The sequence below is a fragment of the Chromobacterium sp. CCUG 76385 genome (assembly GCF_059916625.1).
Map to the genome: position 1 here is coordinate 1 of NZ_JAUCGU010000010.1, position 21537 is coordinate 21537.

The 21537-nt window shown below is 64.7% G+C and carries 22 protein-coding genes; 9 read left to right on the top strand and 13 right to left on the bottom strand.

Annotation, left to right across the window (positions count from 1 at the left end):
• Window positions 1-213: 213 nt before the first annotated feature.
• Together moaE and moaD are read right to left on the bottom strand one after the other, a co-directional pair.
• On the bottom strand, window positions 214-735 hold the full coding sequence (gene moaE / locus QUG01_RS08725) for a molybdopterin synthase catalytic subunit MoaE (RefSeq protein WP_500829784.1): 522 nt from the start codon (window positions 733-735) through the stop codon (window positions 214-216).
• Window position 736: 1 nt separating this feature from the next.
• Complete coding sequence (gene moaD, locus QUG01_RS08730; protein WP_440029586.1) at window positions 737-988, bottom strand: molybdopterin converting factor subunit 1; 252 nt, start codon at window positions 986-988, stop codon at window positions 737-739.
• 99 nt (window positions 989-1087) lie between these two features.
• Here moaD and QUG01_RS08735 point away from each other — a divergent pair, with 99 nt between their 5' ends.
• Entirely contained in the window at window positions 1088-1450 is a 363-nt protein-coding gene (locus tag QUG01_RS08735; RefSeq protein ID WP_500829785.1) for a hypothetical protein, read from the top strand.
• Between the two features lie 86 nt (window positions 1451-1536).
• On the opposite strand, the gene fba is transcribed toward QUG01_RS08735, so the two are convergent.
• The 5 genes from fba to tkt all read right to left on the bottom strand — a co-directional run bounded on the left by fba (window position 1537) and on the right by tkt (window position 8119).
• On the bottom strand, window positions 1537-2601 hold the full coding sequence (fba, locus tag QUG01_RS08740) for a class II fructose-bisphosphate aldolase (RefSeq protein ID WP_043627725.1): 1065 nt from the start codon (window positions 2599-2601) through the stop codon (window positions 1537-1539).
• A gap of 83 nt (window positions 2602-2684) precedes the next feature.
• Complete coding sequence (locus QUG01_RS08745; RefSeq protein WP_307913652.1) at window positions 2685-3314, bottom strand: LysE family translocator; 630 nt, start codon at window positions 3312-3314, stop codon at window positions 2685-2687.
• 140 nt (window positions 3315-3454) lie between these two features.
• Window positions 3455-4630: a phosphoglycerate kinase gene (locus tag QUG01_RS08750; protein ID WP_500829786.1), complete on the bottom strand. Its 1176-nt coding sequence runs from the start codon at window positions 4628-4630 to the stop codon at window positions 3455-3457.
• A 395-nt stretch (window positions 4631-5025) separates the two neighbouring features.
• A complete protein-coding gene (gene gap, locus QUG01_RS08755; RefSeq protein WP_500829787.1) occupies window positions 5026-6036 on the bottom strand; it encodes a type I glyceraldehyde-3-phosphate dehydrogenase in 1011 nt (336 codons plus the stop codon).
• A gap of 94 nt (window positions 6037-6130) precedes the next feature.
• Window positions 6131-8119 carry a transketolase gene (tkt, locus tag QUG01_RS08760; RefSeq protein ID WP_500829788.1) on the bottom strand — a complete coding sequence of 663 codons (1989 nt, stop codon included), beginning with the start codon at window positions 8117-8119 and terminating at the stop codon, window positions 6131-6133.
• Window positions 8120-8360: 241 nt separating this feature from the next.
• On the opposite strand from tkt, the gene QUG01_RS08765 reads away from it, so the two are divergent.
• Complete coding sequence (locus tag QUG01_RS08765; protein ID WP_500829789.1) at window positions 8361-9110, top strand: BPSS1780 family membrane protein; 750 nt, start codon at window positions 8361-8363, stop codon at window positions 9108-9110.
• A gap of 63 nt (window positions 9111-9173) precedes the next feature.
• Here QUG01_RS08765 and QUG01_RS08770 read toward each other — a convergent pair whose 3' ends face one another.
• From QUG01_RS08770 to QUG01_RS08780, 3 genes are all read right to left on the bottom strand, one after another.
• Entirely contained in the window at window positions 9174-9842 is a 669-nt protein-coding gene (locus QUG01_RS08770) for an O-methyltransferase (protein WP_500829790.1), read from the bottom strand.
• Between the two features lie 62 nt (window positions 9843-9904).
• Window positions 9905-10522 (bottom strand): glutathione S-transferase family protein, encoded by a 618-nt coding sequence (locus tag QUG01_RS08775; RefSeq protein ID WP_500829791.1) that lies wholly within the window; start codon window positions 10520-10522, stop codon window positions 9905-9907.
• A gap of 221 nt (window positions 10523-10743) precedes the next feature.
• Window positions 10744-11013, bottom strand: a complete 270-nt coding sequence (locus QUG01_RS08780) for a hypothetical protein (RefSeq protein ID WP_500829792.1) — start codon at window positions 11011-11013, stop codon at window positions 10744-10746.
• A gap of 231 nt (window positions 11014-11244) precedes the next feature.
• On the opposite strand from QUG01_RS08780, the gene QUG01_RS08785 reads away from it, so the two are divergent.
• Window positions 11245-12477: a M23 family metallopeptidase gene (locus QUG01_RS08785; RefSeq protein WP_500829793.1), complete on the top strand. Its 1233-nt coding sequence runs from the start codon at window positions 11245-11247 to the stop codon at window positions 12475-12477.
• 212 nt (window positions 12478-12689) lie between these two features.
• Here QUG01_RS08785 and rng read toward each other — a convergent pair whose 3' ends face one another.
• Both rng and QUG01_RS08795 read right to left on the bottom strand, forming a co-directional pair.
• On the bottom strand, window positions 12690-14186 hold the full coding sequence (gene rng, locus QUG01_RS08790; protein WP_500829794.1) for a ribonuclease G: 1497 nt from the start codon (window positions 14184-14186) through the stop codon (window positions 12690-12692).
• Window positions 14187-14202: 16 nt separating this feature from the next.
• Window positions 14203-14799: a Maf family protein gene (locus QUG01_RS08795; protein WP_500829795.1), complete on the bottom strand. Its 597-nt coding sequence runs from the start codon at window positions 14797-14799 to the stop codon at window positions 14203-14205.
• 247 nt (window positions 14800-15046) lie between these two features.
• Here QUG01_RS08795 and QUG01_RS08800 point away from each other — a divergent pair, with 247 nt between their 5' ends.
• The 6 genes from QUG01_RS08800 (at window position 15047) to QUG01_RS08825 (ending at window position 20463) form a co-directional block, all read left to right on the top strand.
• Window positions 15047-16255 (top strand): multidrug effflux MFS transporter, encoded by a 1209-nt coding sequence (locus QUG01_RS08800; RefSeq protein WP_500829796.1) that lies wholly within the window; start codon window positions 15047-15049, stop codon window positions 16253-16255.
• A gap of 106 nt (window positions 16256-16361) precedes the next feature.
• Complete coding sequence (rsmA, locus tag QUG01_RS08805) at window positions 16362-17150, top strand: 16S rRNA (adenine(1518)-N(6)/adenine(1519)-N(6))-dimethyltransferase RsmA (protein WP_500829797.1); 789 nt, start codon at window positions 16362-16364, stop codon at window positions 17148-17150.
• Window positions 17151-17261: 111 nt separating this feature from the next.
• Complete coding sequence (locus QUG01_RS08810; RefSeq protein ID WP_103317167.1) at window positions 17262-18161, top strand: glutamate/aspartate ABC transporter substrate-binding protein; 900 nt, start codon at window positions 17262-17264, stop codon at window positions 18159-18161.
• Between the two features lie 156 nt (window positions 18162-18317).
• Window positions 18318-19058, top strand: a complete 741-nt coding sequence (locus QUG01_RS08815; protein ID WP_500829798.1) for an amino acid ABC transporter permease — start codon at window positions 18318-18320, stop codon at window positions 19056-19058.
• The gene (locus tag QUG01_RS08820) at window positions 19058-19723 is read left to right on the top strand and encodes an amino acid ABC transporter permease (RefSeq protein WP_500829799.1); all 666 of its coding nucleotides are present in this window, start codon (window positions 19058-19060) and stop codon (window positions 19721-19723) included. The genes QUG01_RS08815 and QUG01_RS08820 overlap by 1 nt, the downstream gene beginning before the upstream one ends.
• Before the next feature lie 5 nt (window positions 19724-19728).
• Entirely contained in the window at window positions 19729-20463 is a 735-nt protein-coding gene (locus QUG01_RS08825; RefSeq protein WP_500829893.1) for an amino acid ABC transporter ATP-binding protein, read from the top strand.
• Window positions 20464-20532: 69 nt separating this feature from the next.
• Here QUG01_RS08825 and QUG01_RS08830 read toward each other — a convergent pair whose 3' ends face one another.
• Window positions 20533-21489, bottom strand: a complete 957-nt coding sequence (locus QUG01_RS08830; protein WP_500829800.1) for a hypothetical protein — start codon at window positions 21487-21489, stop codon at window positions 20533-20535.
• Between the last annotated feature and the right edge of the window lie 48 nt (window positions 21490-21537).

Sequence of the window (21537 nt, forward strand, 5' to 3'; positions counted from 1 at the left end):
ATGCGGCGCGCGAAACGCCTCGATTCGGCGCAAAACGCATCCCGGCGCGACCGCTCACCAAACGTCAACAGCCCCTATGCCATACCGGCCGCACCTGACCCTGCTGCGCCATCTGGCGCGGCCGCTGCCGCAACAGGTCCTACCGCCGCTGGTCATGCCTTTGCGCGAAGTCAACTTATTCGCCTCCGTCCTGCGACCCGGCGGCGCCCGCCATTACCGGCTGGATGGCTGGCCGCGGCCGGCGTTCGTCACGCGAGCTTCATCAGGGCCAGCCGCCTGATCCCAGCGCGCGGCGGCGGTTTCGTCGCTGGTCTTGGCGTCCACCCAATGGCGACTGCCATCGGCCAGGATTTCGCACTTCCAGAACGGCGCCTGCCGTTTCAGGTAATCCATCAGAAACGACGCGGCCTCAAAGGCGTCGCGCCTGTGGCTGCTGGCCGTCACCACCAACACGATATTGTCGCCCAACGCCAGCCGGCCGACGCGATGAATCAAGGTCACTCCTTTCAAGGACCAGCGCTGGCGCGCCTCGCGCACGATATCGGCCAGGGCTTTTTCCGTCATTCCCGGATAATGTTCCAGTTCCAGCGCCACCACGTCCTGGCGGTCGCCATGATCGCGCACCAGGCCGGAGAAGCTGACCACCGCGCCGCAAGCCGGATTGGCCGACCAGCGCCGGACCTCGACGCCGACGTCGAAATCCTCGCCCTGCACCCGGATGTGGTTGACCGCCATCTCAGCCCCCGGTGACCGGCGGAAACACCGCCACTTCGTCGCCATCGGCCAACGGCGTGTCCAGGCCGGCCATCTCCTGATTCACCGCCACGCGGAATACCTTGTCCATCGACAGCTCCTGCGTCCAGACCTGGCCGCGCTGACGCAATTGCGCCAATAGCTCCGCCACGGTGGCCGCTTCGCTATCCAGTTGTTCGGACTCCACGCCCAGCGTCTCGCGCAGACGGGAGAAATACAGCAAGTTCAGTTTCATTGCGCCTCCTACCGGCCGTTGCGGACCGTTTTGATGATGGCAGCAGTGTAAGCAAAGCACGGGCTACGGAAAAGGACGCCGATCAAGGCATGATGCCACATGGCCTGGTCGGTCAACGGCACGCTGTCGGACAAACGCGGATGGGACAGGGAATCAGCCGCCGCGCGCGCCGATGCGGCTACCGTCATCGGCGGCCATCGACGCATCGGGCCTCCCGCGGCGGCGGGATGGCGCCCTTTCCGCTATCAACTTAGTCTTTCGCGCAACAGTTTCAAAATGCCGATGGCCGTGGCGGCTATCGCTTCGTCAACCGCCCGTCGCCGCTTGCCATTGTGGAAGCCTGATGCGCATCTTGCGGTCCTTTGGAAAAAAAAACCCGCCTCGCGGGCGGGTCGGGTAAGCCGTATGGCAGGACAGTCGCATTGCGGACTGGGCTGCATACAATCCCTTTTCCTGAAATGACAAATGAATTATCGCAGATCATCACTTCAGGTGACAAGAGCTTTTACACTGTTCTTACAAACAGCTGTCGCATTCTGTCACAGGACTCAGCGCACGATTTGCGCCAGCTCGCCTTTCAGGTACTTGTCGGCCATCGCGTCCAGGCTGATCGGCTTGATCTTGCTGGCCATGCCGGCCGCGCCAAACGCCTCGTAGCGGGCGATGCAGACATCGCGCATCGCTTCGATGGTCTTGGCCAGGTATTTGCGCGGGTCGAATTCGGCCGGGTTCTTGGCCATGAACTGGCGGATGGCGCCGGTGGAGGCCAGACGCAGGTCGGTGTCGATGTTGACCTTGCGCACGCCGTGCTTGATGCCTTCGACGATTTCCTCAACCGGCACGCCGTAGGTCTCGCCCAGGTCGCCGCCATACTGGTTGATGATCTGCAGCCATTCCTGCGGCACGCTGGAGGAGCCGTGCATCACCAGGTGGGTGTTGGGGATGCGGGCGTGGATTTCCTTGATGCGGTCGATGCGCAGCACGTCGCCGGTGGGCTTCTTGGTGAACTTGTAGGCACCGTGGCTGGTGCCGATGGCGATGGCCAGGGCGTCCACGCCGGTGTCCTTGACGAAGCGGGCGGCTTCTTCCGGATCGGTCAGCAGTTGGCTGTGATCCAGCACGCCAGCGGCGCCGACGCCGTCTTCCTCGCCGGCCATGCCGGTTTCCAGGCTGCCCAGGCAGCCGATTTCGCCTTCCACCGACACGCCGCAGGCGTGGGCGAAGCTGACCACGGTGCGGGTCACGCCGACGTTGTAGTCATAATCGGCCGGGGTCTTGCCGTCGGACTTCAGCGAGCCGTCCATCATCACCGAGGAGAAGCCCAGCTGGATGGAACGCTGACAGACGTCCGGGCTCACGCCGTGGTCCTGGTGCATCACCACCGGGATGTGCGGGAATTCTTCCACCGCGGCCAGGATCATGTGGCGCAGGAAGGGCGCGCCGGCGTATTTGCGGGCGCCGGCGGAAGCCTGCACGATCACCGGGGCGTTCACCTTGTCGGCGGCCTCCATGATGGCGCGCATCTGCTCCAGGTTGTTGACGTTGAAGGCCGGCAGGCCGTAGCTGAATTCAGCCGCGTGATCCAGCAGCTGGCGCATGGAAACGAGTGCCATGAATCTCTCCCTCGTGAGCCCCGCAGCTCGCGGGGCCAGTTCGAAAAAAACGGCTGGCGATGACGAATCGGCAGCCGTGATGGTTACTGTCTGGACAAGCCGGTCAGCAGCACGCCGGCGCCGACGAAGGCGCCGCCGCTGAAGCGGTTGACCATCCGCAGCCGGCTCGCGCTGTTCAACCAGCGCGCCAGCCGGGCGCCGCTGCTGGCGTAAGTCAGCTGCCAGCAGGACTCGATCAGGTAAAACGTCGCCGCCAGGATGGCCAGCTGCGGCCCCTGCGGCTGATGCGCGTTCATGAACTGCGGGAACAGCGCGGTAAAGAAAATGAAGGCCTTGGGGTTGCTCATCGCCACCAGGAAGCCATGGCGGAACAAGGCCCACGGGCCATGCTTGCCGCTGTCGTCCTCGCGCAGCTCGGCCACCGGTTGCGGGAGGCTGCGCCAAGTCTTGATCCCCAGATACACCAGATACAGCGCGCCGGCGTACTTGACGATGGAGAACAGCAGCTCCGAGGTGGCCAGCAGCGCGCCCAGGCCGGCCACCGAGCCGGCCATGATCAGGCCCAGTGCCGTCATCAGGCCCAGGCAAGTCATCAGCGTGCGGCGCACGCCGTAATGGATGCCGTGCGTCATCGCCAGCAGCATATTGGGGCCGGGGGTGGCGGAGACGAAAAAGACGGTAGTGACGAACAACAGCCAGGTTTGCAAAGACATCACGTTCTCCTGGTGGGGGGATACCCGCCAGTATAACGGAGCGGCCGGGTCAGGCGGCGGCTCATCTCACATCCTGTCTTTGCCAACATATCGTCATCCGCAAGCGCCATGGCGGCAAAAGCCGCCCTGGCGTCTCCCGTTTAGTGGGCGCGCTCGGCCAGAATCGCCACCGCCGGCAGTTCCTTGCCTTCCAGGAATTCCAGGAAGGCGCCGCCGCCGGTGGAGATATAGCTGATGTCGTCGGTGATGCCGTACTTGGCGATCGCCGCCAGGGTGTCGCCGCCGCCGGCGATGGAGAACGCCTTGGACTTAGCGATGGCCTCAGCCAGGGTCTTGGTGCCATTGCCGAACTGGTCGAACTCGAACACGCCGACCGGGCCGTTCCACACCACGGTGCCGGCCTGGGCGATGATGGCGGCCAGCTGTTTGGCGGAATCGGGGCCGATGTCCAGGATCATGTCGTCGGCGGTCACCTCGCCCACCGGCTTGGTGACGGCGGCGGCGGTTTCGGCGAATTCCTTGGCGCATACCACGTCGGACGGCAGCGGGACGTCGCCGCCGCGGGCGCGGATCTTGGCGATCACGCGCTTGGCGTCTTCCACCAGCTCGGCTTCGGCCAGGCTCTTGCCTATGGCCTTGCCCTCAGCCAGCAGGAAAGTGTTGGCGATGCCGCCGCCGACGATCAGCTGGTCCACCTTGTCGGCCAGCGCTTCCAGGATGGTCAGCTTGGTCGATACCTTGGAGCCGGCGACGATGGCCACCATCGGACGGGCCGGCGCCTGCAGCGCCTTGCCCAACGCGTCCAGCTCGGCCGACAGCAGCAGGCCGGCGCAGGCCACCGGGGCGAACTTGGCCACGGCGTGGGTGGAGGCCTCGGCGCGGTGCGCGGTGCCGAAGGCGTCATGCACGAACACATCGCACAGGGCGGCGTAGGCGCGGCCCAGTTCTTCGTTGTTCTTCTTCTCGCCCTTGTTCAGGCGCACGTTTTCCAGCATCACCACTTCGCCCGGGGCGAGTGCGACGCCGGCGTGGAAGTCGGCGATCAAACGCACCGGCTTGCCCAGCAGCTCGGACAGGCGGGCCACCACCGGCGCCAGGCTGTCTTCCGGCTTCGGTTCGCCTTCGGTGGGGCGGCCCAGGTGGGTCATCAGCATCACGCCGGCGCCGGCCTTCAGGCAGTGCTCGATGGTGGGCAGGCTGGCGCGGATGCGGGTGTCTTCGCCGATCACGCCGTTTTTCAGCGGAACGTTCATGTCGACGCGGATCAGTACGCGCTTGCCGGAAAGATTCTGCTCGGAGAGTTTGTTGAATTTCATCGCTTCACTCACTCAGGTTTGGATGCGGGACGATCCGGCAAGCAGCCAGTGGCTTGCGGAACGGGATAAGGCGAAACCGCGGGCATGCGCCGGCGCGCTGTTGCAAAATTTCCCACCGCGGCGCAAGGCCGCGAGCGGATGGATCTGGCGCGCCCGGCGCTCGCCCCTATCCGGCAGTGTATGCCGATTCAGCGGCGTCACTTTAACACCAATCAAATTTCTTGCGCGCGCCATGTAACAAAACAACAGTGCGTTTGGCATGCGCACCGCTGTTTTGGTAGGGCGGAAGCCCGGCCTGGCCGGGCGTTCCGCCGCGCCATCTTTCCATCGGAGCAAACTGGCCCCGCAACAAGATGGCGGATCGCCCCTAGCGGGGCATCCGCCCTACGGCTGGATCAGCAGGCGAACATCGCGCGCGCGGTGCGCAGCATCTGGCAGCTGAAGCCCCACTCGTTGTCGTACCAGGCCAGCACTTTGACCAGATTGCCGCCGGTCACCTTGGTCAGCGTGGCGTCGAAGGTGGACGCTTCTTCGGTGTGGTTGAAATCGCCGGACACCAGCGGCAGGGTGTTGAAGCCCAGAATGCCCTTCATCGCGCCGTTGGCCGCGCCTTGCAGGATCTCGTTGACTTCGTCTTTGCAGGTATCGCGCATGGCGGTGAAGGTCAGGTCCACCAGCGACACATTGATGGTAGGCACGCGCACGGCGAAGCCGTCCAGCTTGCCTTTCAGCTCCGGCAGCACCAGGCCGACGGCCTTGGCCGCGCCGGTCTTGGTGGGGATCATATTGTCGGTGGCGGAGCGGGCGCGGCGCAGGTCCTTGTGCTTGACGTCGGTCAGCACCTGATCGTTGGTGAAGGCGTGGATGGTGGTCATCAGGCCCTTCTTGATGCCCAGCGCGTCGTTCAGCGCCTTGGCCACCGGGGCCAGGCAGTTGGTGGTGCAGCTGGCGTTGGACACCACGGTCATCTCCGGCGTCAGCACCTCATGGTTCACGCCATAGACGATGGTGGCGTCGACGTCGTCGCCGCCCGGGGCGGAAATCAGCACCTTCTTGGCGCCGGCGTGCAAATGGGCCTGGCACTTTTCCTTGCTGGTGAAGGCGCCGGTGCACTCCAGCACCAGGTCCACCTCCAGCTCGCGCCACGGCAGCTCGGCCGGGTTGCGCGTGCTGAAGAACGGGATCTTGTCGCCATTCAGGATCAGGTGTTCGCCATCCTGCTCCACCGTGCCGGGGAAGCGGCCGTGCACGGTGTCGAATTGGGTCAGGTGGGCATTGATGGCAAGGTCGCCGGAAGCGTTGACGGCCACCACCTTGAAATCGTCGTGCAACTTGTTTTCGTAGATGGCGCGCAAAACTTGGCGGCCAATGCGGCCGTAACCGTTGATGGCGAGGCGGATGGTCATGCTTCTCTCTTCTCCAGATGCTTTTTTGTAGTGCGACGACTACATGACGCGGCAAAAAAAGACCACCGCGTCGCCGCGGTGGTCTGTCGACTGCTTAACGCAACACGGAGCGGGTCTTGGCGACCACATTCTCCACGGTGAAGCCGAATTCCTTGAACAGCTGGCCGGCCGGGGCGGATTCGCCGAAGTGGTCGATGCCCACCACTTCGCCCTCCAGGCCGACATACTTGCGCCAGAAATCGCCATGGCCGGCTTCGATGGCCACGCGCGGCAGGCCCGCCGGCAGCACGCTCTGCTGCCAGGCCTTGTCCTGCGCGTCGAACACATTGGTGCAAGGCATGGACACCACGCGCACCGGCACGCCTTCGGCGGCCAGGGTTTCCTGCGCCTTCAGCGCCAGTTCCACTTCGGAGCCGGTGGCGATCAGCACGGCCTTGGCGCCCGCCGCGTCGCGCAGCACGTAGCCGCCCTTGCGGATGGCGGCGATCTGCGCCGCGTCGCGGGACACGAACGGCAGGTTCTGCCGGCTCAGCACCAGGCTGCTCGGAGTGGTCTTCTGCTCGATGGCGTGCGCCCAGGCCACCGCGGCCTCCACGGTGTCGCACGGACGCCAGGTGTGGTGGTTGGGGATGTAGCGCAGGGTGGCGGTCTGTTCCACCGGCTGGTGGGTCGGGCCGTCTTCGCCCAGACCGATCGAATCGTGGGTGAACACGAAGATCGGATTGATCTTCATCAGCGAGGCCATGCGCAGCGCGTTGCGGGCGTATTCGCTGAACATCAGGAAGGTGCCGCCGTAGGGGCGCAGGCCGCCGTGCAGTGTCATGCCGTTCATGATGGCGGCCATGCCGAATTCGCGCACGCCGTAGCTGATGTAGTTGCCCTGGCCTTCGCGGTTGATCCACTTGGAGCCGGACCAGTTGGTCAGGTTGGAGCCGGTCAGGTCTGCGGAGCCGCCGACGAACTCCGGCAGCAGCGGCGACAGCGCTTCCAGCGCGATCTGGCTGGCCTTGCGGGTAGCCACGGTCTGGGCGGCGTCGTTGATCTTGGCGATGGCGGCGGCCTGAGCCTCCACCCAGCCTTGCGGCAGCTCGCCCTTCATGCGGCGCTCGAACTCGGCGGCCAGCTCCGGATGCGCGGCGCGGTAAGCGTCGAAGCGCTTGTTCCATTCGATCTCGGCCACGGCGCCCTTGTCGCGGGCGCTCCACTCGGCATAGATCTCGGCCGGAATCTCGAACGGCGCGTGCGGCCACTTCAGGCCTTCGCGCGCGGCGGCGATTTCGGCCGCGCCCAGCGGCGAGCCGTGGCAGTCGTGGCTGCCCTGCTTGGTGGGCGCGCCGAAACCGATGGTGGTCTTGCAGCAGATCAGCGTCGGCTTGTCGGCGCTCTGCTTGGCGGTGGCGATGGCGGTGGCGATCTCGACCGGATCGTGGCCGTTGACGTTGCGGATCACTTGCCAGCCGTAGGCTTCGAAGCGGGCCGGGGTATCGTCGCTGAACCAGCCTTCGACATGGCCGTCGATGGAGATGCCGTTGTCGTCCCAGAAGGCGATCAGCTTGTTCAGGCCCCAGGTGCCGGCCAGCGAGCAGGCCTCGTGGCTGATGCCTTCCATCAGGCAGCCATCGCCCATGAACACATAGGTGTGATGATCGACGATGGCGTGGCCGTCGCGGTTGAACTGAGCGGCCAGCATCTTCTCGGCCATCGCCATGCCAACGGCGTTGGTAATGCCCTGGCCCAGCGGGCCGGTGGTGGTTTCGATGCCCGGCGCGTAACCGTACTCCGGGTGGCCCGGCGTCTTGGAGTGCAGTTGGCGGAAATTCTTGAGGTCGTCGATGGAAAGGTCGTAGCCGGTCAGGTGCAGCAAGCTGTAGATCAGCATCGAGCCGTGGCCGTTGGAGAGTACGAAGCGGTCGCGGTCGGCCCAGGACGGGTTGGCCGGATTGTGCTTCAGGTGATCGCGCCACAGGACTTCGGCGATGTCTGCCATGCCCATCGGGGCGCCCGGATGGCCGGATTTGGCTTTTTCCACGGCGTCCATGGCCAGGAAGCGGATGGCGTTGGCAAGCTCGGTGCGGGTAACCATTTCGGTAAAACCTCAAGACTATTGGGAACCGGAACGACGGTTCTTCCATCCGCTCGATGCTGCTGGCGACATGGGTCTACCGTCGCAAAACCGCCGGATTATCGCCGATTTTGGCACTTTCCGGCAACCAGCCATCCCACACACAAATTGAGTAGAATCAAGCAGAACCATGTACAGACGGCATGGTCTAGCCTTCTTTCCCCCAAATCCGGCGCAGCATGCGCCGCAACGGAGACCGAATATGCAGTCATTCAACACCCCGCCCCCAGCCCGCAAAGTGGGCGCCGGCCGCGGCTGGCGCTGGTGCGTGGAAGCGTTTTACATCGTGCGCGAGCAGCCCCTGACCTGGGTGCTGCTGACCCTGGTCTACTTGATGATCCATTTTGCGATCAATCTGGTGCCGTTCATCGGCGGCCTGATCGGCGCCGTCATCGGCCCGGTGTTCGCCGGCGCTTTCGTGATGGCCGCGCGCAAGTCCGAACGCGGCGAGGAGCTGGAGCTGGCCGACCTGTTCGCCGGCTTCCGCCTGATGCCCGGCCCGCTGCTGCAGGTGGGCGCGATATTCTTCGCGCTGATGGCGGCGGCGATGCTGATCGTCGGCATGGCCGGCGTGTCCACCGGGATGATGAGCGGCATGGCGAGCGGCCATCTGGCCATCGATGCCAAGCCGGCGGCAACCGGCGGCTTCGTCGCGCTGTTACTGCTGGCGATGTCGCTGGTGATGTTCGTGGTCAGCCTCAGCTACTGGTTCGCCCCGTCGCTGGTGGCGCTGGCAAATGTCTCGCCGTGGCAGGCCATTCTGGCCAGCCTCCGCGCCGGCCTGGCCAACTGGCTGCCGATGCTGGTGGCCGGCCTGGTGCTGGGCCTGCTGCTGATTCCGGCCATGCTGACGCTGGGCCTGGGCCTGCTGTTGTGGTGCCCCATCGCCTTCGTCACCGCCTACACCAGCTGGAAGGACGTGTTCGGCCAGCCGCAACCGGCCGCCCAGTGATAAGCGAGCGGGCATAAGAGAACGGGCAGCTGGCGTGAGCCGCTGCCCGTTTTGCTTGCCTGATCAGCGTTCGACGATGGCCAGCGCGAAACCGTCATGCCCCTTGGCGCCCACGGTCTGCACCGCGGTGGCGGACAGGCGAGGGTTGGCGCCCATCAGCTCGATGAAGCGGCGTATGCCCTGGATGGCCGGGTCCGCGCTGGTCGCATCCGCCACCGCGCCGCCGCGCGCGACGTTGTCGCCGACGATAACCGTGCCGGGGCGCGACAGTTGCAGCGCCAGCTCCAGATAGACCGGATTGTTCGGCTTGTCGGCGTCGATGAAGATGAAATCAAACGGCGCCGCGCCTTGCGCGATCAGCCGCTGTAGCGAATCCGCCGCCGCGCCCTGCAGAATGTCCACCTTGTCCGCCACGCCGGCGCGTTTGAGGTTGGCGGCGGCGATCTCGACATGGCGCGGCTCAAACTCCAGCGTCACCAGCCTGCCGTCCGCCGGCAAGGCGCGCGCCAGCCAGATGGCGCTGTAGCCGCCCAGGGTGCCGATCTCCAGAATCCGCCTCGCGCCATGGATGCGCGCCAGCAAGTTCAGAAACTTGCCCTGATTCGGCGGCACCTGGATGGCCGGCAAGCCGGCGGCCGCGCTGTCGGCCAGCGCCGCATCCAGCGCGGCGTCCTGCTGCACCAGCGTAGCGCTGTAGTAGTCATCGAGGACAGTCCATTGTGCGTCATGCATCTCGTTCTCCAAGGTGGGGCGGCTTGTTCGCAGCAGGCTCGCAAACCGAAAAGGGACCGCGCTCAGGCCACGCCCGCGCCGCCGTGGGCGCGGTAGGCCGGCCGCTGGCGCAAGCGCTCGAAATAAGCCTCGGCCTTCGGCAGCGCCGGCTTGTCGAACGGCGTCAACAGCCAGCGCTGAACCGACACGCCCAGCACGATGTCGGCCAGGGTGAAGGTCTCGCCCAGAATCCAGCGTTCGCCGAGCTGCGACTCCAGCAGCGCCATCTGCTTGTTCCACACGGCCACGCTTTCGGCGATGCGCGCCGGGTCCTGGTGATCCGGACTGTTGCGGCTCAGCGCGTGGAAGGCATACATCCAGCTGCCGTTCAGCTCGCTGAGCTGCCAATCCATCCATTTTTCGACTTGGGCGCGCAGGGCGGCTTCCTGCGGCAATAGATCATGGCGGCCATGTTTGGCGGCCAGGTAGCGGCAGATGGTGTTGGATTCCGACAGCGCGGTGTCGCCGTCGACCAGCGCCGGGATTTGCGCGAAGGGATTCAGCGCCAGAAACTCAGGATCGCTGACCGGCCGGAAACCGCGCCCCCAATCCTCGCGTTGGTAGTCGAGGCCGATTTCATGACAGGTCCACAGCACCTTGCGGACATTGATGGAGTTGGCGCGGCCGAGCAGGCGGAGCATGGGGTCATCCTGATGGAAGAAGTGGGATGAACAGCATACCACCCGCCATGCCAAATGTTTATTTTCGGCCGTTTAACAGTGTGTTCCGCTCAAGGCGACAAGCTGTCAAAACACAGTCATCCGTAAACAGGGATTCAGCCGGCAGCTTGACGGATGGGCAAGGGGCGCCATCCGCTGCCCTCAAGACCAGGGCCGCTCGCCGAAAACCGCGGCGAGCGGCCTTAACCGTCCTCCAGCCCGGCGCGCAGCAAGCGGGCGTGCAGCACCATGTTTTCCAGCGTCAGCCGGGCGGTGGCGGCCAGATACACCAGCATGCGCTTGGCCTCGTCCGGCTCTTCGGCGCGGAAGACCAGCTCCCGCTCCAGCAGCGAATCGACAATCAGCTCGCGCAGGTTTTGCTCGTCAAACGGCAGGTCGGCGTAGTCTATCGGGTCCTCCTCCTCCACATCCTGCATCAGGCACAGCAGGTTTTCACGGCTGAGCGCGTCCATGGCTTTCCCCTCCTGTCGCATAACCGTCGCGAGACTGTCATTTTGAGTGTAGCGGGTTTGCCGGGAGAGGGCCGTTGACGTTTGCCGCGCCCACGCCCAACGGCCATCTTCGCCAAAGTTCCAGCGATTCCGTCGTACGTAAGGCCAGCTGCCCTGTTCAGATTTCGCGGCTATGGTCGCAAACGGCCATCCGGCCTTGCACCCCACGCTCATAACGATGAGGAGCTCGCCATGAAAGCGTTCATTTCCATTGTCTCCCTGACCTCCCTGCTTGCCGCCGGCGCCGCCATGGCGGCCCAAGCCACGCAGGATGACAGCCTGCGCCTGGCCGCCAGCCGGGCGCTGCTGCGGACACAGCCGCTGGCCAGCGGCTCCCAAATGGACACGCTGGTTGAAACCAATCGCACAACGCCGGACCAAGTCTGGGTGCTCGGCTCCGCCACCCAGCCGCTGCCCGCGCAAATGACCGGAGAAGACCGGGTGCCGGTGTCGCGCCTGTTTCTGGCCCGGCGCCAAGCGGAAGGCTGGCAGCTGGCGCTGGATGACGATCCGCGTTTCGCCGAGTTGCTGGAGCAAGCGCCAGCCGGCTGGCTGAACGAGGCGGAAAAGCGCGCCTGGCGCAGCCAGCTGGCCCAATCCAAACGGCTGGCGCCGGAAAACACCGGCCTGGGTTTGCCCTGGCGCGCGGGCGCGGCCTGGAGCATGACCGGCGGGCCGCATGGTTATAGCGGCGAAAGCCAGCCCTATGACTCCATCGACTTTGCCGGCGGCGACGGCAAGGTGCTGGCGCCGCAAGCCGGGGTGATCTACAAAAGCTGCGTGCGCAACGGCAGCGCGCTGGTGAAGCTGGTGCATGACAATGGCTATTCCACTACCTACTACCACATGATCAATCTGACTTCCTCGCCAGACGGCCAACGGCTGGACAAGGGCGCGTATCTGGGGACCATAGGCAACGGCCTGCCCTGCGGCGGCAGCACCACCGGGCCGCATGTCCATTTTTCGCTGATTCATCAGGGGCGGGCCGAGCCAGTCAACCGCAAGCGTCTGGGCGGCTGGCAGTTCTTTGCCGGCAACCTCGCCTATCAGGGCTATGCGCAACGCGATGGCAACCGGGTGAACGTAGGCGGCCGGCTGGTGCATTACCATGACGGCGCGGAACCCGCGCCGCCGTCTCCGCAGCCAGGCGGCTTCAGCGGCGTGGCCACGCCCAAAGCCGGAAACAGCCATGTCAACTTGCGCACCTCGCCCAGCCTCGGCGCGCCAATCGGCGGCAAGGCCAAGCGCGGCGAAAGCGTGGCGCTGGTTTGCCATGTCCGCGCCGAGCCGGTGGACGGCGTCTGGGGCAGAACCGACATCTGGAACCAGACCTCGGCCGGCCTGTGGGTCAGCGATGGCTTCGTCGACACCGGCAGCAATCAAGCGGTGGCGCCGCTGTGCCCGGCATCGCAGCGTCCCTGGTAAGCGCGTGGGCTAGCGCGAAGCGGCTGACTCAGCGCGTCGGAAACTTATCCACACCAAGCCACGAAATCACCTTTTACCCACAATGCGCCCGCGGCTAGCCGCCGCGCCAAGCAAAACGGGCAAGCGCGCGGTAGCGATTGCCCGTTCTTGGATGACCGTTCCGCGCAGCGGAACCGGCGGAACGCCCGGCGCAGCCGGGCTTCCGCCCTACGTCACAGCAAGACCACGTCGAACTGCTCCTGCGTGTAGCTCGATTCCACCGACAGCGACACCGGCTTGCCGATGAAATCCACCAGCATGGCCAGGCTCTGCGACTCCTCGTCCAGGAACATGTCGATCACCGACTGCGCCGCCAGGATGCGGTAGCTCTTGGCGTCGTACTGCCGCGCCTCGCGCACGATCTCGCGCTGGATCTCGTAGCACACCGTCTGCGCGGTCTTGATCTCGCCGCGGCCCTGGCAGGTGGGGCAGGGTTCGCACAACACATGGGCCAGGCTTTCGCGGGTGCGCTTGCGGGTGATTTCCACCAGCCCCAGGCTGGTGAAGCCGTTCAGCGTCACCCGGGTGCGGTCGCGCGCCATGGCCTTGGCCAGTTCGGACAGCACTGCGGCCTGGTGCTCGTCGTTGTCCATGTCGATGAAATCGACAATGACGATGCCGCCCAGATTGCGCAGCCGCAGCTGGCGGGCGATGACCTGGGTGGCTTCCAGATTGGTCTTGAAGATGGTTTCGTCGAAGTTGCGGTTGCCGACGAAGCCGCCGGTGTTGACGTCTATCGTCGTCATCGCCTCGGTCTGGTCGATGATCAGATAGCCGCCGAACTTCAGGTTGACGCGGCGCGCCAGGGCCTTGTCGATCTCGGCCTCGATGCCGTGCAGCTCGAACAGCGGCCGCTCGCCGGCGTAGCGCTCGATCTTGTCGACGGCGATCTGCACGTATTGCTCGGCGAACTCCACCATGCGGCTGTAGTTCTCGTTGGAGTCGACCAGCACTTTTTCGGTGTAGCCGCTGACCATGTCGCGCAGCACGCGCACCGCCAGCGGCAAGTCGTCGTACAACAGGCTTTGCGCCGGCAGCGTCTGCGACTTCTGCTTGATGTCGGTCCACAGCTTGGACAGGTACTCCACGTCGGCGGCCAGCTCGTCGTCGCGCGCGGTTTCGGCGCTGGTGCGGATGATGTAGCCTCTGGGGCTGCCGGCCGGCAGCAGCTTCTCCAGCCGCGCTTTCAGGCTGTGGCGCTCGCTGTCGCTTTCTATCTTTTGCGACACGCCGATGTGTTCTTCCTGCGGCAGGTGCACCAGGAAGCGGCCGGCCAGCGAGATCTGCGTCGACAGCCGCGCGCCCTTGGTGCCGATCGGGTCCTTGATCACCTGCACCAGCACGGTCTGGCCCTCGAACAGCATCTTCTCGATGCGCTGCGGCTCGGTCGGGTGCTGGCGCTGCTCCAGCACGTCGGCGATGTGCAGAAAGGCGGCGCGTTCCAGGCCGATCTCGATGAAGGCGCTCTGCATGCCCGGCAGCACGCGCTTCACCTGGCCCAGGTAGATATTGCCGACGATGCCGCGGCTGGCGGCGCGCTCGACGTGCAGCTCCTGCACCACGCCTTCTTCCAGCACGGCGACGCGGGTTTCCTGCGGCGTGATATTGACCAGTATCTGTTCCTGCGGCCGCGGCAGGTCGCGCGGCAGGGCTATCGATTGATGCAGCATGATGGCGTCCTTTGGCTTACGGCAGATCGAAGCCGAACTCGGCCAGCAGCAAGGCGGTTTCATACACCGGCAGGCCCATCACGCCGGTGTAGCTGCCCGCGATGCGCTCGATGAAGACGCCGGCGCGGCCCTGGATGCCGTAGCCGCCGGCCTTGTCGAACGGTTCGCCGCCGTCGATGTAGCGCTGGATTTCAGCGTCGGACAGCTTCTTGAAATAAACGTCGGTGACCGAAGTCTGGATGAGCAGCTTGTCGCCGCGCCTGACCGCCACGCTGGTGATCGCCTGGTGGCTGCGGCCGGAGAAGGCCAGCAGCATGCGGCGGGCGTCGGCGGCGTCTTCCGGCTTGCCGAAGATTTCGCCGTCCTGGGTCACCGTGGTGTCGGCCGCCAAGAGCGGACGCTCCGGCAGGCCGCAGGACGCCACCACCTGCCAGCCTGCCTCCGCCTTCTCGCGCGCCAGCCGCTCGGTGTAGGCGACGGCATCCTCGCCCGGCCGCACCGTTTCGTCGATGTCGGCGTGGATGCGCTCCAGATTCAAGCCAAGCTGCTCCAGGATCTCGCGCCGGCGCGGGCTGCCGGAAGCGAGGTATATTCTATTGTCATTGGCGATCATGTCAGGCTGCTCGTTTGTTCTTTGGCTGTCGCCTAGGTTACCAGAGCGGCAGGCGGCCAACCATCTTTCCACCGTGACAGGCCGGTGCTTGCGCCATGACGCGCCCGTGGATTCAAGCACTTGGCGCAGGGAGCGGATTGGTAAACGTTTGTAAGCCGCACGGGGCAGGCCGATGCGAGTTCATGCCATCAATCTTACCAATGATTTATTTTATGCAAATTGAGCATAAATAGACTGTTTTGGTATCATGGCTATTTTTCGCCAGCCGTTTCGCGCCATGCCGCACGTCCGCCTCAACGCCCATCACGCCAATTTGGCCACTGCCGTCGCCATTTTGTTGATCCTGTTCAACCCGCTGGGCATTGATCTCTACCTGCCGGCGTTGCCGCAGCTGCACAACCAATTCCATGCCGACGCCTCAGCCAGCATCGGCGCCTTCGTGTTCAGCCTGGGCCTGGGCCAGCTGCTGTTCGGGCCGCTGGCGGACCGCATCGGCCGCCGCCCTGTGGCGCTGGGCGGCCTGCTGGTCTATGCCGCCGCCTCCGTGCTGGCCAGCCGCAGCGGCACCTTGCCCGGTTTCATGCTAGCGCGCATGCTGCAGGGTCTGGGCGCCAGCGCCAGCGCGGTATGCGCCTTCACCCTGATCCGCGACTGCTACTCCGGCCACGCGGCCGCCCGCCGCTACAGCCTGCTCAACGGCACGCTCAGCATCGTGCCGGCGCTGGCGCCGTCCTTGGGCGGCTTGTTGATCCGGCAATACGGCTGGCCATCCTGTTTCCAGCTGCTGGCGGCGCTGGCCTTGGCCGCCTTCGCCGCCCTGGCCTGGCGCATGCCGGAGACGCGGCCCGCCGCGCCGCCGCGGGCCGAACGCATCGGCAGCGCCTATTTGCTGCGCCATCCGGACTTGCTGCGCTACGGCGCCTGCAGCTGCGCCGCGCTGGGCATGATCCTGAGCTACGTCACGCTGGCCCCTGGCGTGCTGATCGCCCGCGGCGGCATGGACGCCGCCGTCTTCGGTCTGCTGTTCGGCGCCAATGCCTTGTTGATCATGGCCGCCAGCTTCGCCAGCCTGCGGCTGATCGGCCGTTTTTCGCTGCAGACGCTGCTGCACTGCGGGCTCAGCCTGATGGCCTTGGCCGGCTTGCTGCTGCTGGCGCTTTCCGGCCGCGGCGAAGCCTGGCATTACATGGGGCCGGTGGCGGTGTTGAGCGTGGGCTTCGCCTTCACTCTGGGGCCGGCCAGCAGCTTGGCGATGGCGCCGTTCAGCCATGCCGCCGGCCGCGCCGCCGCGCTGTTGGGCTGCAGCCAGATGCTGTTCGCCGCCGCGCTGTCGGCCGGACTGGCCGCCTTGCCGGTGCCGGGCGAGTGGGCGCTGGCCGGCGCGGCGCTGCTGCTGTCCGCCGGCTGCGCTCTGGCCCTGCGCCAACCAGGGGTGCCGGCGCCGGCGGGCGCCTGATGACTTTCCGCAGGCTCTGCGGGAAATCAGGCCAACTGCCTGAATCGCTTGGGACATTTGCCGCGGCGCGAGTACAATCGCGGCTGTTCCAAGATTTGGCAAATTCATGAGCACTCACATCCCGCGCAAGCGTTTCGGGCAGAACTTCCTGCAGGACGCCAGCGTCATCGCCGGCATCGTCCACGCGGTCAATCCGCAACCGGACGACATCGTCATCGAAATCGGCCCCGGCCTGGGCGCCATCACCAAACCGCTGCTGGCGCGCCTCAAGCACCTGCATGTGGTGGAGATCGACCGCGACATCATCGAGCGCCTCAAGGCCGAGCACCCGGCCGACAAGCTGACCATCCACGCCGGCGACGCGCTGGCCTTCGATTTCGCTTCGGTCAGCCAGCAGCCGCTGAAGATCGTCGGCAACCTGCCGTACAACATCTCCACGCCGCTGCTGTTCCACCTGGCCAGCTACGGCAACCGCGTGCTGGACATGCACTTCATGCTGCAGAAGGAAGTGATCGAGCGCATGGTGGCGGAGCCGTCCACCGCCGATTACGGCCGGCTGTCCGTCATGCTGCAGTACCGCTTCTATATGGAAAACATCCTGTTCGTGCCGCCGAAGGCGTTCTGGCCGCCGCCGAAGGTGGATTCCGCCGTGGTGCGGATGATTCCGGCGCCGGGCCGCTGCGGCGTGGCGCGCGATGAGGCGATGCTGGAAAAACTGGTGATCCAGGCCTTTGCCCAGCGCCGCAAAACGCTGCGCAACAATCTCAAGGGCCTGGTCGATGCGGCCGATCTGGACGCGCTGGGCATCGATCCGGGCCTGCGTCCGGAAAACCTGCCGGTGGAGGACTATGTCCGCCTGGCCAACCATTTGTCTGACAAAGGCATTCAGTCCTGACACAAACAAAAAATATCAGCATACTGTCAGACAATCGCTAAAAAGAAGATCAAGGCGCCGCCCACGCGGCGCCAACCTCCCCCGCAAAGAGAGTCTATAAGGAGAAACTCCATGCATATCCGCACCTCCGTCATCGCCGGATGTACCTTGGCCGCACTGGCCTCCCTGCCTGCAGGCGCGGCCGAGCTGACCGGCACGCTGAAGAAGATCAAGGAATCCGGCGTGATCGTGCTGGGCAACCGCGATTCGTCCATCCCGTTCTCGTACTACGACAACAACCAGAAGCCGATCGGCTATTCGGTGGACCTCGCCAATAAAGTGGTGGACGAGGTCAAGAAAGAACTGAAGATGCCGAATCTGCAGGTGCGCTACAACCTGGTCACCTCGCAGACCCGCATCCCGCTGGTGCAGAACGGCACGGTGGACCTGGAGTGCGGCTCCACCACCAATAACGCCGAACGCGGCAAGCAGGTGGCGTTCTCGGTCGGCATCTTCGAGATCGGCACCCGCCTGCTGACGGCGAAGACCTCCGGCATCAAGGACTTCCCGGACCTGAAGGGCAAAAACGTGGTCACCACCGCCGGCACCACGTCCGAGCGGCTGATCAAGGCAATGAACGCCAGCAAGAACCTGGGCATGAACGTCATTTCCGCCAAGGACCACGGCGAATCGTTCCTGATGCTGGAATCCGGCCGCGCCGTCGCCTTCATGATGGACGACGCGCTGTTGTACGGCGAAATGGCCAAGGCCAAGAACCCGGCCAACTGGACCGTGACCGGCAAGTCGCAGTCGTATGAAATCTACGGCTGCATGCTGCGCAAGGACGACCCGGCCTTCAAGAAGGTGGTGGATACCGCGCTGACCAATACCTTCAAGTCCGGCGAGATCAACAAGATCTACGCCAAGTGGTTCACCAGCCCGGTGCCGCCCAAGGGCCTGAACCTCAACTTCCCGATGTCCGACGAGCTGAAGGCGCTGCTGGCCAAACCAACCGACAAGCCTGCCGAGTAAGCCGGCCCGGCCGCGCCTGCGGCCTTCGCCCTGAAGCTTTGAACGCCAAGCCGCCTGCCCAAGCAGGCGGCGGTTTCACCCTGCGCGGCCGTCTTGGGCCGGCAGGGGCATCAATCGCCGCGCCATCTGCCGACCGCGCGGCTGGGAGTGGTTGCCATGAATTATCACTGGGACTGGGGAATCTTCTTCAAACCTACCGGCGTCGGTAGCGAAATCTATCTGAATTGGTTTGCCAGCGGACTGTACTGGACGCTGGCGGTGGCGCTGAGCGGCTGGATCATCGCGCTCGCCATCGGCACGGTGGTCGGCGTGGCGCGCACGCTGCCCACGCGTTGGCCGGCCGCGCTCGCCGCCGCTTATATCGATTTGTTCCGCAATGTGCCGCTGCTGGTGCAGCTGTTCATCTGGTACTTCCTGGTGCCGGACCTGCTGCCGGAGGGCGCGCAGATCTGGTTCAAGCAGGACTTGTCGCCGACGACTTCGCAGTTCCTGTCGGTGGTCGTCTGCCTGGGCCTGTTCACCGCCGCCCGCGTGGCGGAGCAGGTGCGCACCGGCATCGAGGCGCTGCCGCGCGGCCAGCGCAACGCGGCGATGGCGATGGGCTTCTCGCAGGCGCAAACCTACCGCCACGTGCTGCTGCCGCAGGCGCTGCGCGTCATCATCCCGCCCTTGACCAGCGAGTTTCTGAACATCATCAAGAACTCGTCGGTGGCGTCGCTGATCGGGTTGATGGAGTTGCTGGCGCAAACCCGGCAGACCGCCGAGTATTCCGCGAATATCTTCGAGGCTTTCACCCTGGCCACCGTCATCTACTTCGTGCTCAATATGAGCCTGATGCTGCTGATGAACGGGCTGGAGAAAAAGCTCAGGGTGCCCGGCATGATGGGAGGCAAATGATGGATTTCAGCCAAATCATCCCCGCTTTGCCCGGCCTGAGCCAAGGCATGCTGCTGACGCTGAAGATGCTAGCCGGCGGCGTGATCGGCGGCGTGCTGCTCGGCATCGTGCTGGCGCTGGCGCGCTTGTCCGACTTCAAGCCGCTGTCGGCGCTGGCCACGGCCTACATCTACTATTTCCGCTCCATTCCGCTGTTGCTGGTGATCTCCTGGTTCTACCTGGCGGTGCCGCTGCTGCTGAACCGGATTACCGGCAGCCTGGAGCCGGTGGGCGCCTTCACCTCCTGCCTCACCGCCTTCGTGATGTTCGAGGCGGCGTATTTCGCCGAGATCGTCCGCGCCGGCATCCAGGCGATACCGAAGGGCCAGCCCAATGCCGCCTACGCGCTGGGCATGCGCTACCACCAGGTGATGGGGCTGATCGTGCTGCCGCAGGCGCTGCGCAAGATGCTGCCGCTGCTCTTGCAGCAGTCCATCATCCTATTCCAGGACACGTCTCTGGTATACGCTGTCGGACTGATGGATTTTCTGAATACCGCCCGCTCCAAGGGCGACATCGTCGGCCTGCCGCACGAATTCCTGATATTCGCCGGCGTGGTCTACTTCGTAATCAGTTTTAGCGCTTCGCGTTTGGTGAAGCGCCTGCAACAAAGGTTGGCTGTATGACTGCAATGATTTCGCTGAACAAGGTCAGCAAATGGTATGGCGACTTCCAGGTGCTGACCGACTGCACCACCGAGGTCGCCAAGGGCGAGGTGGTGGTGGTGTGCGGGCCGTCCGGCTCCGGCAAGTCCACCCTGATCAAGTGCGTCAACGGGCTGGAGGCGTTCCAGCAGGGTGAGATCATCGTCGACGGCATCTCGGTGGGCGATCCGAAAACCGACCTGCCCAAGCTGCGTAGCCGCGTCGGCATGGTGTTCCAGCACTTCGAACTGTTCCCGCACCTCACCATTACCGAAAACCTGGCCATCGCCCAGATCAAGGTGCTGGGCCGCAGCCGCGACGAGGCGGTGGACAAGGGCTTGAAGCTGCTGGACCGCGTCGGCCTGAAAGAGCAAGCCGACAAGCACCCCGGCCAGCTGTCCGGCGGCCAGCAGCAGCGGGTGGCCATCGCCCGCGCGCTGGCCATGGACCCGATCGCCATGCTGTTCGACGAGCCGACCTCCGCGCTGGACCCGGAAATGATCAACGAGGTGCTGGACGTGATGACCGGCCTGGCGCACGAGGGCATGACCATGATGTGCGTGACGCACGAGATGGGCTTCGCCCGCCGCGTGGCCGATCGCGTGATCTTCATGGACCAGGGCCGCATCGTCGAAGACTGCGCCAAGGAAGAGTTCTTCGGCAATCTGGACGCCCGCAGCGAGCGCGCGCGCCATTTCCTGTCCAAGATCCTGCAGCACTGATCTTGTGCGACAGCCAAACAAAAGCCCGCGCCTTGGCGCGGGCTTTTTGCGTGAAAAGCTGCTAACGGCTTACCACACACCTGCGTGGTAACCAGTCGGCACCGGATAGGCGAAGGTGCTGCCGCCGAAGTTGAACGCGCCGGACGAGGTGTTGTTGTTCAGCGCGCCGGTAGCCAAGGCCACCGGGCAGTAGTTGCCGCGCGCCATGCCGGTGTAGATCACCGCATACGCTGACTTGCCGCCGTTGTACACGCTCAGCGTGCCGGCGTCGGCGTCGGCGTCGGCGTCGAAGGCGTAGCCGATGGGAGCCAGCTTGGCGATGGCGGTCTTGTTGATGAGCGTTTCGCCATTGCGGGTGGCGCCTATGCCCCAGACCTGGTCATTCTCCACCGCGTAGGTTCCGCTGCCGGTGATACCGTTGCCGGTCAACTGCGGTCCCGCCGGGGTGGCGGCCCAGCCCGCCAGCAGCGCGCGGGAGGAGGCGTTGCCGGACAGCTGCGTCGGGGTCATTTCAAAATACCACTTGCCACTGCTCTTACAGACATTGGCCGCCACGGCAATGCTGCCGCTGGCAGTCACTTGCAGCGAACCGCCGGGGAAGGCGGCGCAGCCGCTGGCGGCGCCAACGGCACAAGCGCCATTACGCGACACGCCATTGCCGATACCGCTATTGCCACTGCCATACAAGGTAATAAGAGTGGAGCCCAACAACACAGTGGCGCTACGGCCACCTGGCGCTGACGGCGTGAAGCTGAAACTGATCTGGCAGGAACCGTTCACTGCGATATTGGCGCAGCTGTTTGCCGCCACGGAGAAGTCGCCAGGATTGTTGCCGCCCAGCACCGGCGACAGCAGGTTGCCGGCCGCACCGATGTTCAGCAAATTGATCGTCACCAGTCCTGGAGAGGGCTTGCCTACTGCCGGAGCCTGAGGAAACACCCGGCTTTCCGACACCACGAATTGCGCCGCCATGGCCTGACCGGCCAGCAAGGAAGTTAGCAACAATATTTTTGCTTTGCGATACATGCATCATCTCCATGGACAGGAGGAAAGCTCCTCCTTAAACAATTTGTT

Coding starts and splice junctions, on each gene's coding strand:
- moaE (WP_500829784.1), bottom strand. CDS start 735: ATGGCGGTCAACCACATCCGGGTGCAGGGCGAGGATTTCGACGTCGGC.
- moaD (WP_440029586.1), bottom strand. CDS start 988: ATGAAACTGAACTTGCTGTATTTCTCCCGTCTGCGCGAGACGCTGGGC.
- QUG01_RS08735 (WP_500829785.1), top strand. CDS start 1,088: ATGGCCTGGTCGGTCAACGGCACGCTGTCGGACAAACGCGGATGGGAC.
- fba (WP_043627725.1), bottom strand. CDS start 2,601: ATGGCACTCGTTTCCATGCGCCAGCTGCTGGATCACGCGGCTGAATTC.
- QUG01_RS08745 (WP_307913652.1), bottom strand. CDS start 3,314: ATGTCTTTGCAAACCTGGCTGTTGTTCGTCACTACCGTCTTTTTCGTC.
- QUG01_RS08750 (WP_500829786.1), bottom strand. CDS start 4,630: ATGAAATTCAACAAACTCTCCGAGCAGAATCTTTCCGGCAAGCGCGTA.
- gap (WP_500829787.1), bottom strand. CDS start 6,036: ATGACCATCCGCCTCGCCATCAACGGTTACGGCCGCATTGGCCGCCAA.
- tkt (WP_500829788.1), bottom strand. CDS start 8,119: ATGGTTACCCGCACCGAGCTTGCCAACGCCATCCGCTTCCTGGCCATG.
- QUG01_RS08765 (WP_500829789.1), top strand. CDS start 8,361: ATGCAGTCATTCAACACCCCGCCCCCAGCCCGCAAAGTGGGCGCCGGC.
- QUG01_RS08770 (WP_500829790.1), bottom strand. CDS start 9,842: ATGCATGACGCACAATGGACTGTCCTCGATGACTACTACAGCGCTACG.
- QUG01_RS08775 (WP_500829791.1), bottom strand. CDS start 10,522: ATGCTCCGCCTGCTCGGCCGCGCCAACTCCATCAATGTCCGCAAGGTG.
- QUG01_RS08780 (WP_500829792.1), bottom strand. CDS start 11,013: ATGGACGCGCTCAGCCGTGAAAACCTGCTGTGCCTGATGCAGGATGTG.
- QUG01_RS08785 (WP_500829793.1), top strand. CDS start 11,245: ATGAAAGCGTTCATTTCCATTGTCTCCCTGACCTCCCTGCTTGCCGCC.
- rng (WP_500829794.1), bottom strand. CDS start 14,186: ATGCTGCATCAATCGATAGCCCTGCCGCGCGACCTGCCGCGGCCGCAG.
- QUG01_RS08795 (WP_500829795.1), bottom strand. CDS start 14,799: ATGATCGCCAATGACAATAGAATATACCTCGCTTCCGGCAGCCCGCGC.
- QUG01_RS08800 (WP_500829796.1), top strand. CDS start 15,047: ATGGCTATTTTTCGCCAGCCGTTTCGCGCCATGCCGCACGTCCGCCTC.
- rsmA (WP_500829797.1), top strand. CDS start 16,362: ATGAGCACTCACATCCCGCGCAAGCGTTTCGGGCAGAACTTCCTGCAG.
- QUG01_RS08810 (WP_103317167.1), top strand. CDS start 17,262: ATGCATATCCGCACCTCCGTCATCGCCGGATGTACCTTGGCCGCACTG.
- QUG01_RS08815 (WP_500829798.1), top strand. CDS start 18,318: ATGAATTATCACTGGGACTGGGGAATCTTCTTCAAACCTACCGGCGTC.
- QUG01_RS08820 (WP_500829799.1), top strand. CDS start 19,058: ATGGATTTCAGCCAAATCATCCCCGCTTTGCCCGGCCTGAGCCAAGGC.
- QUG01_RS08825 (WP_500829893.1), top strand. CDS start 19,729: ATGATTTCGCTGAACAAGGTCAGCAAATGGTATGGCGACTTCCAGGTG.
- QUG01_RS08830 (WP_500829800.1), bottom strand. CDS start 21,489: ATGTATCGCAAAGCAAAAATATTGTTGCTAACTTCCTTGCTGGCCGGT.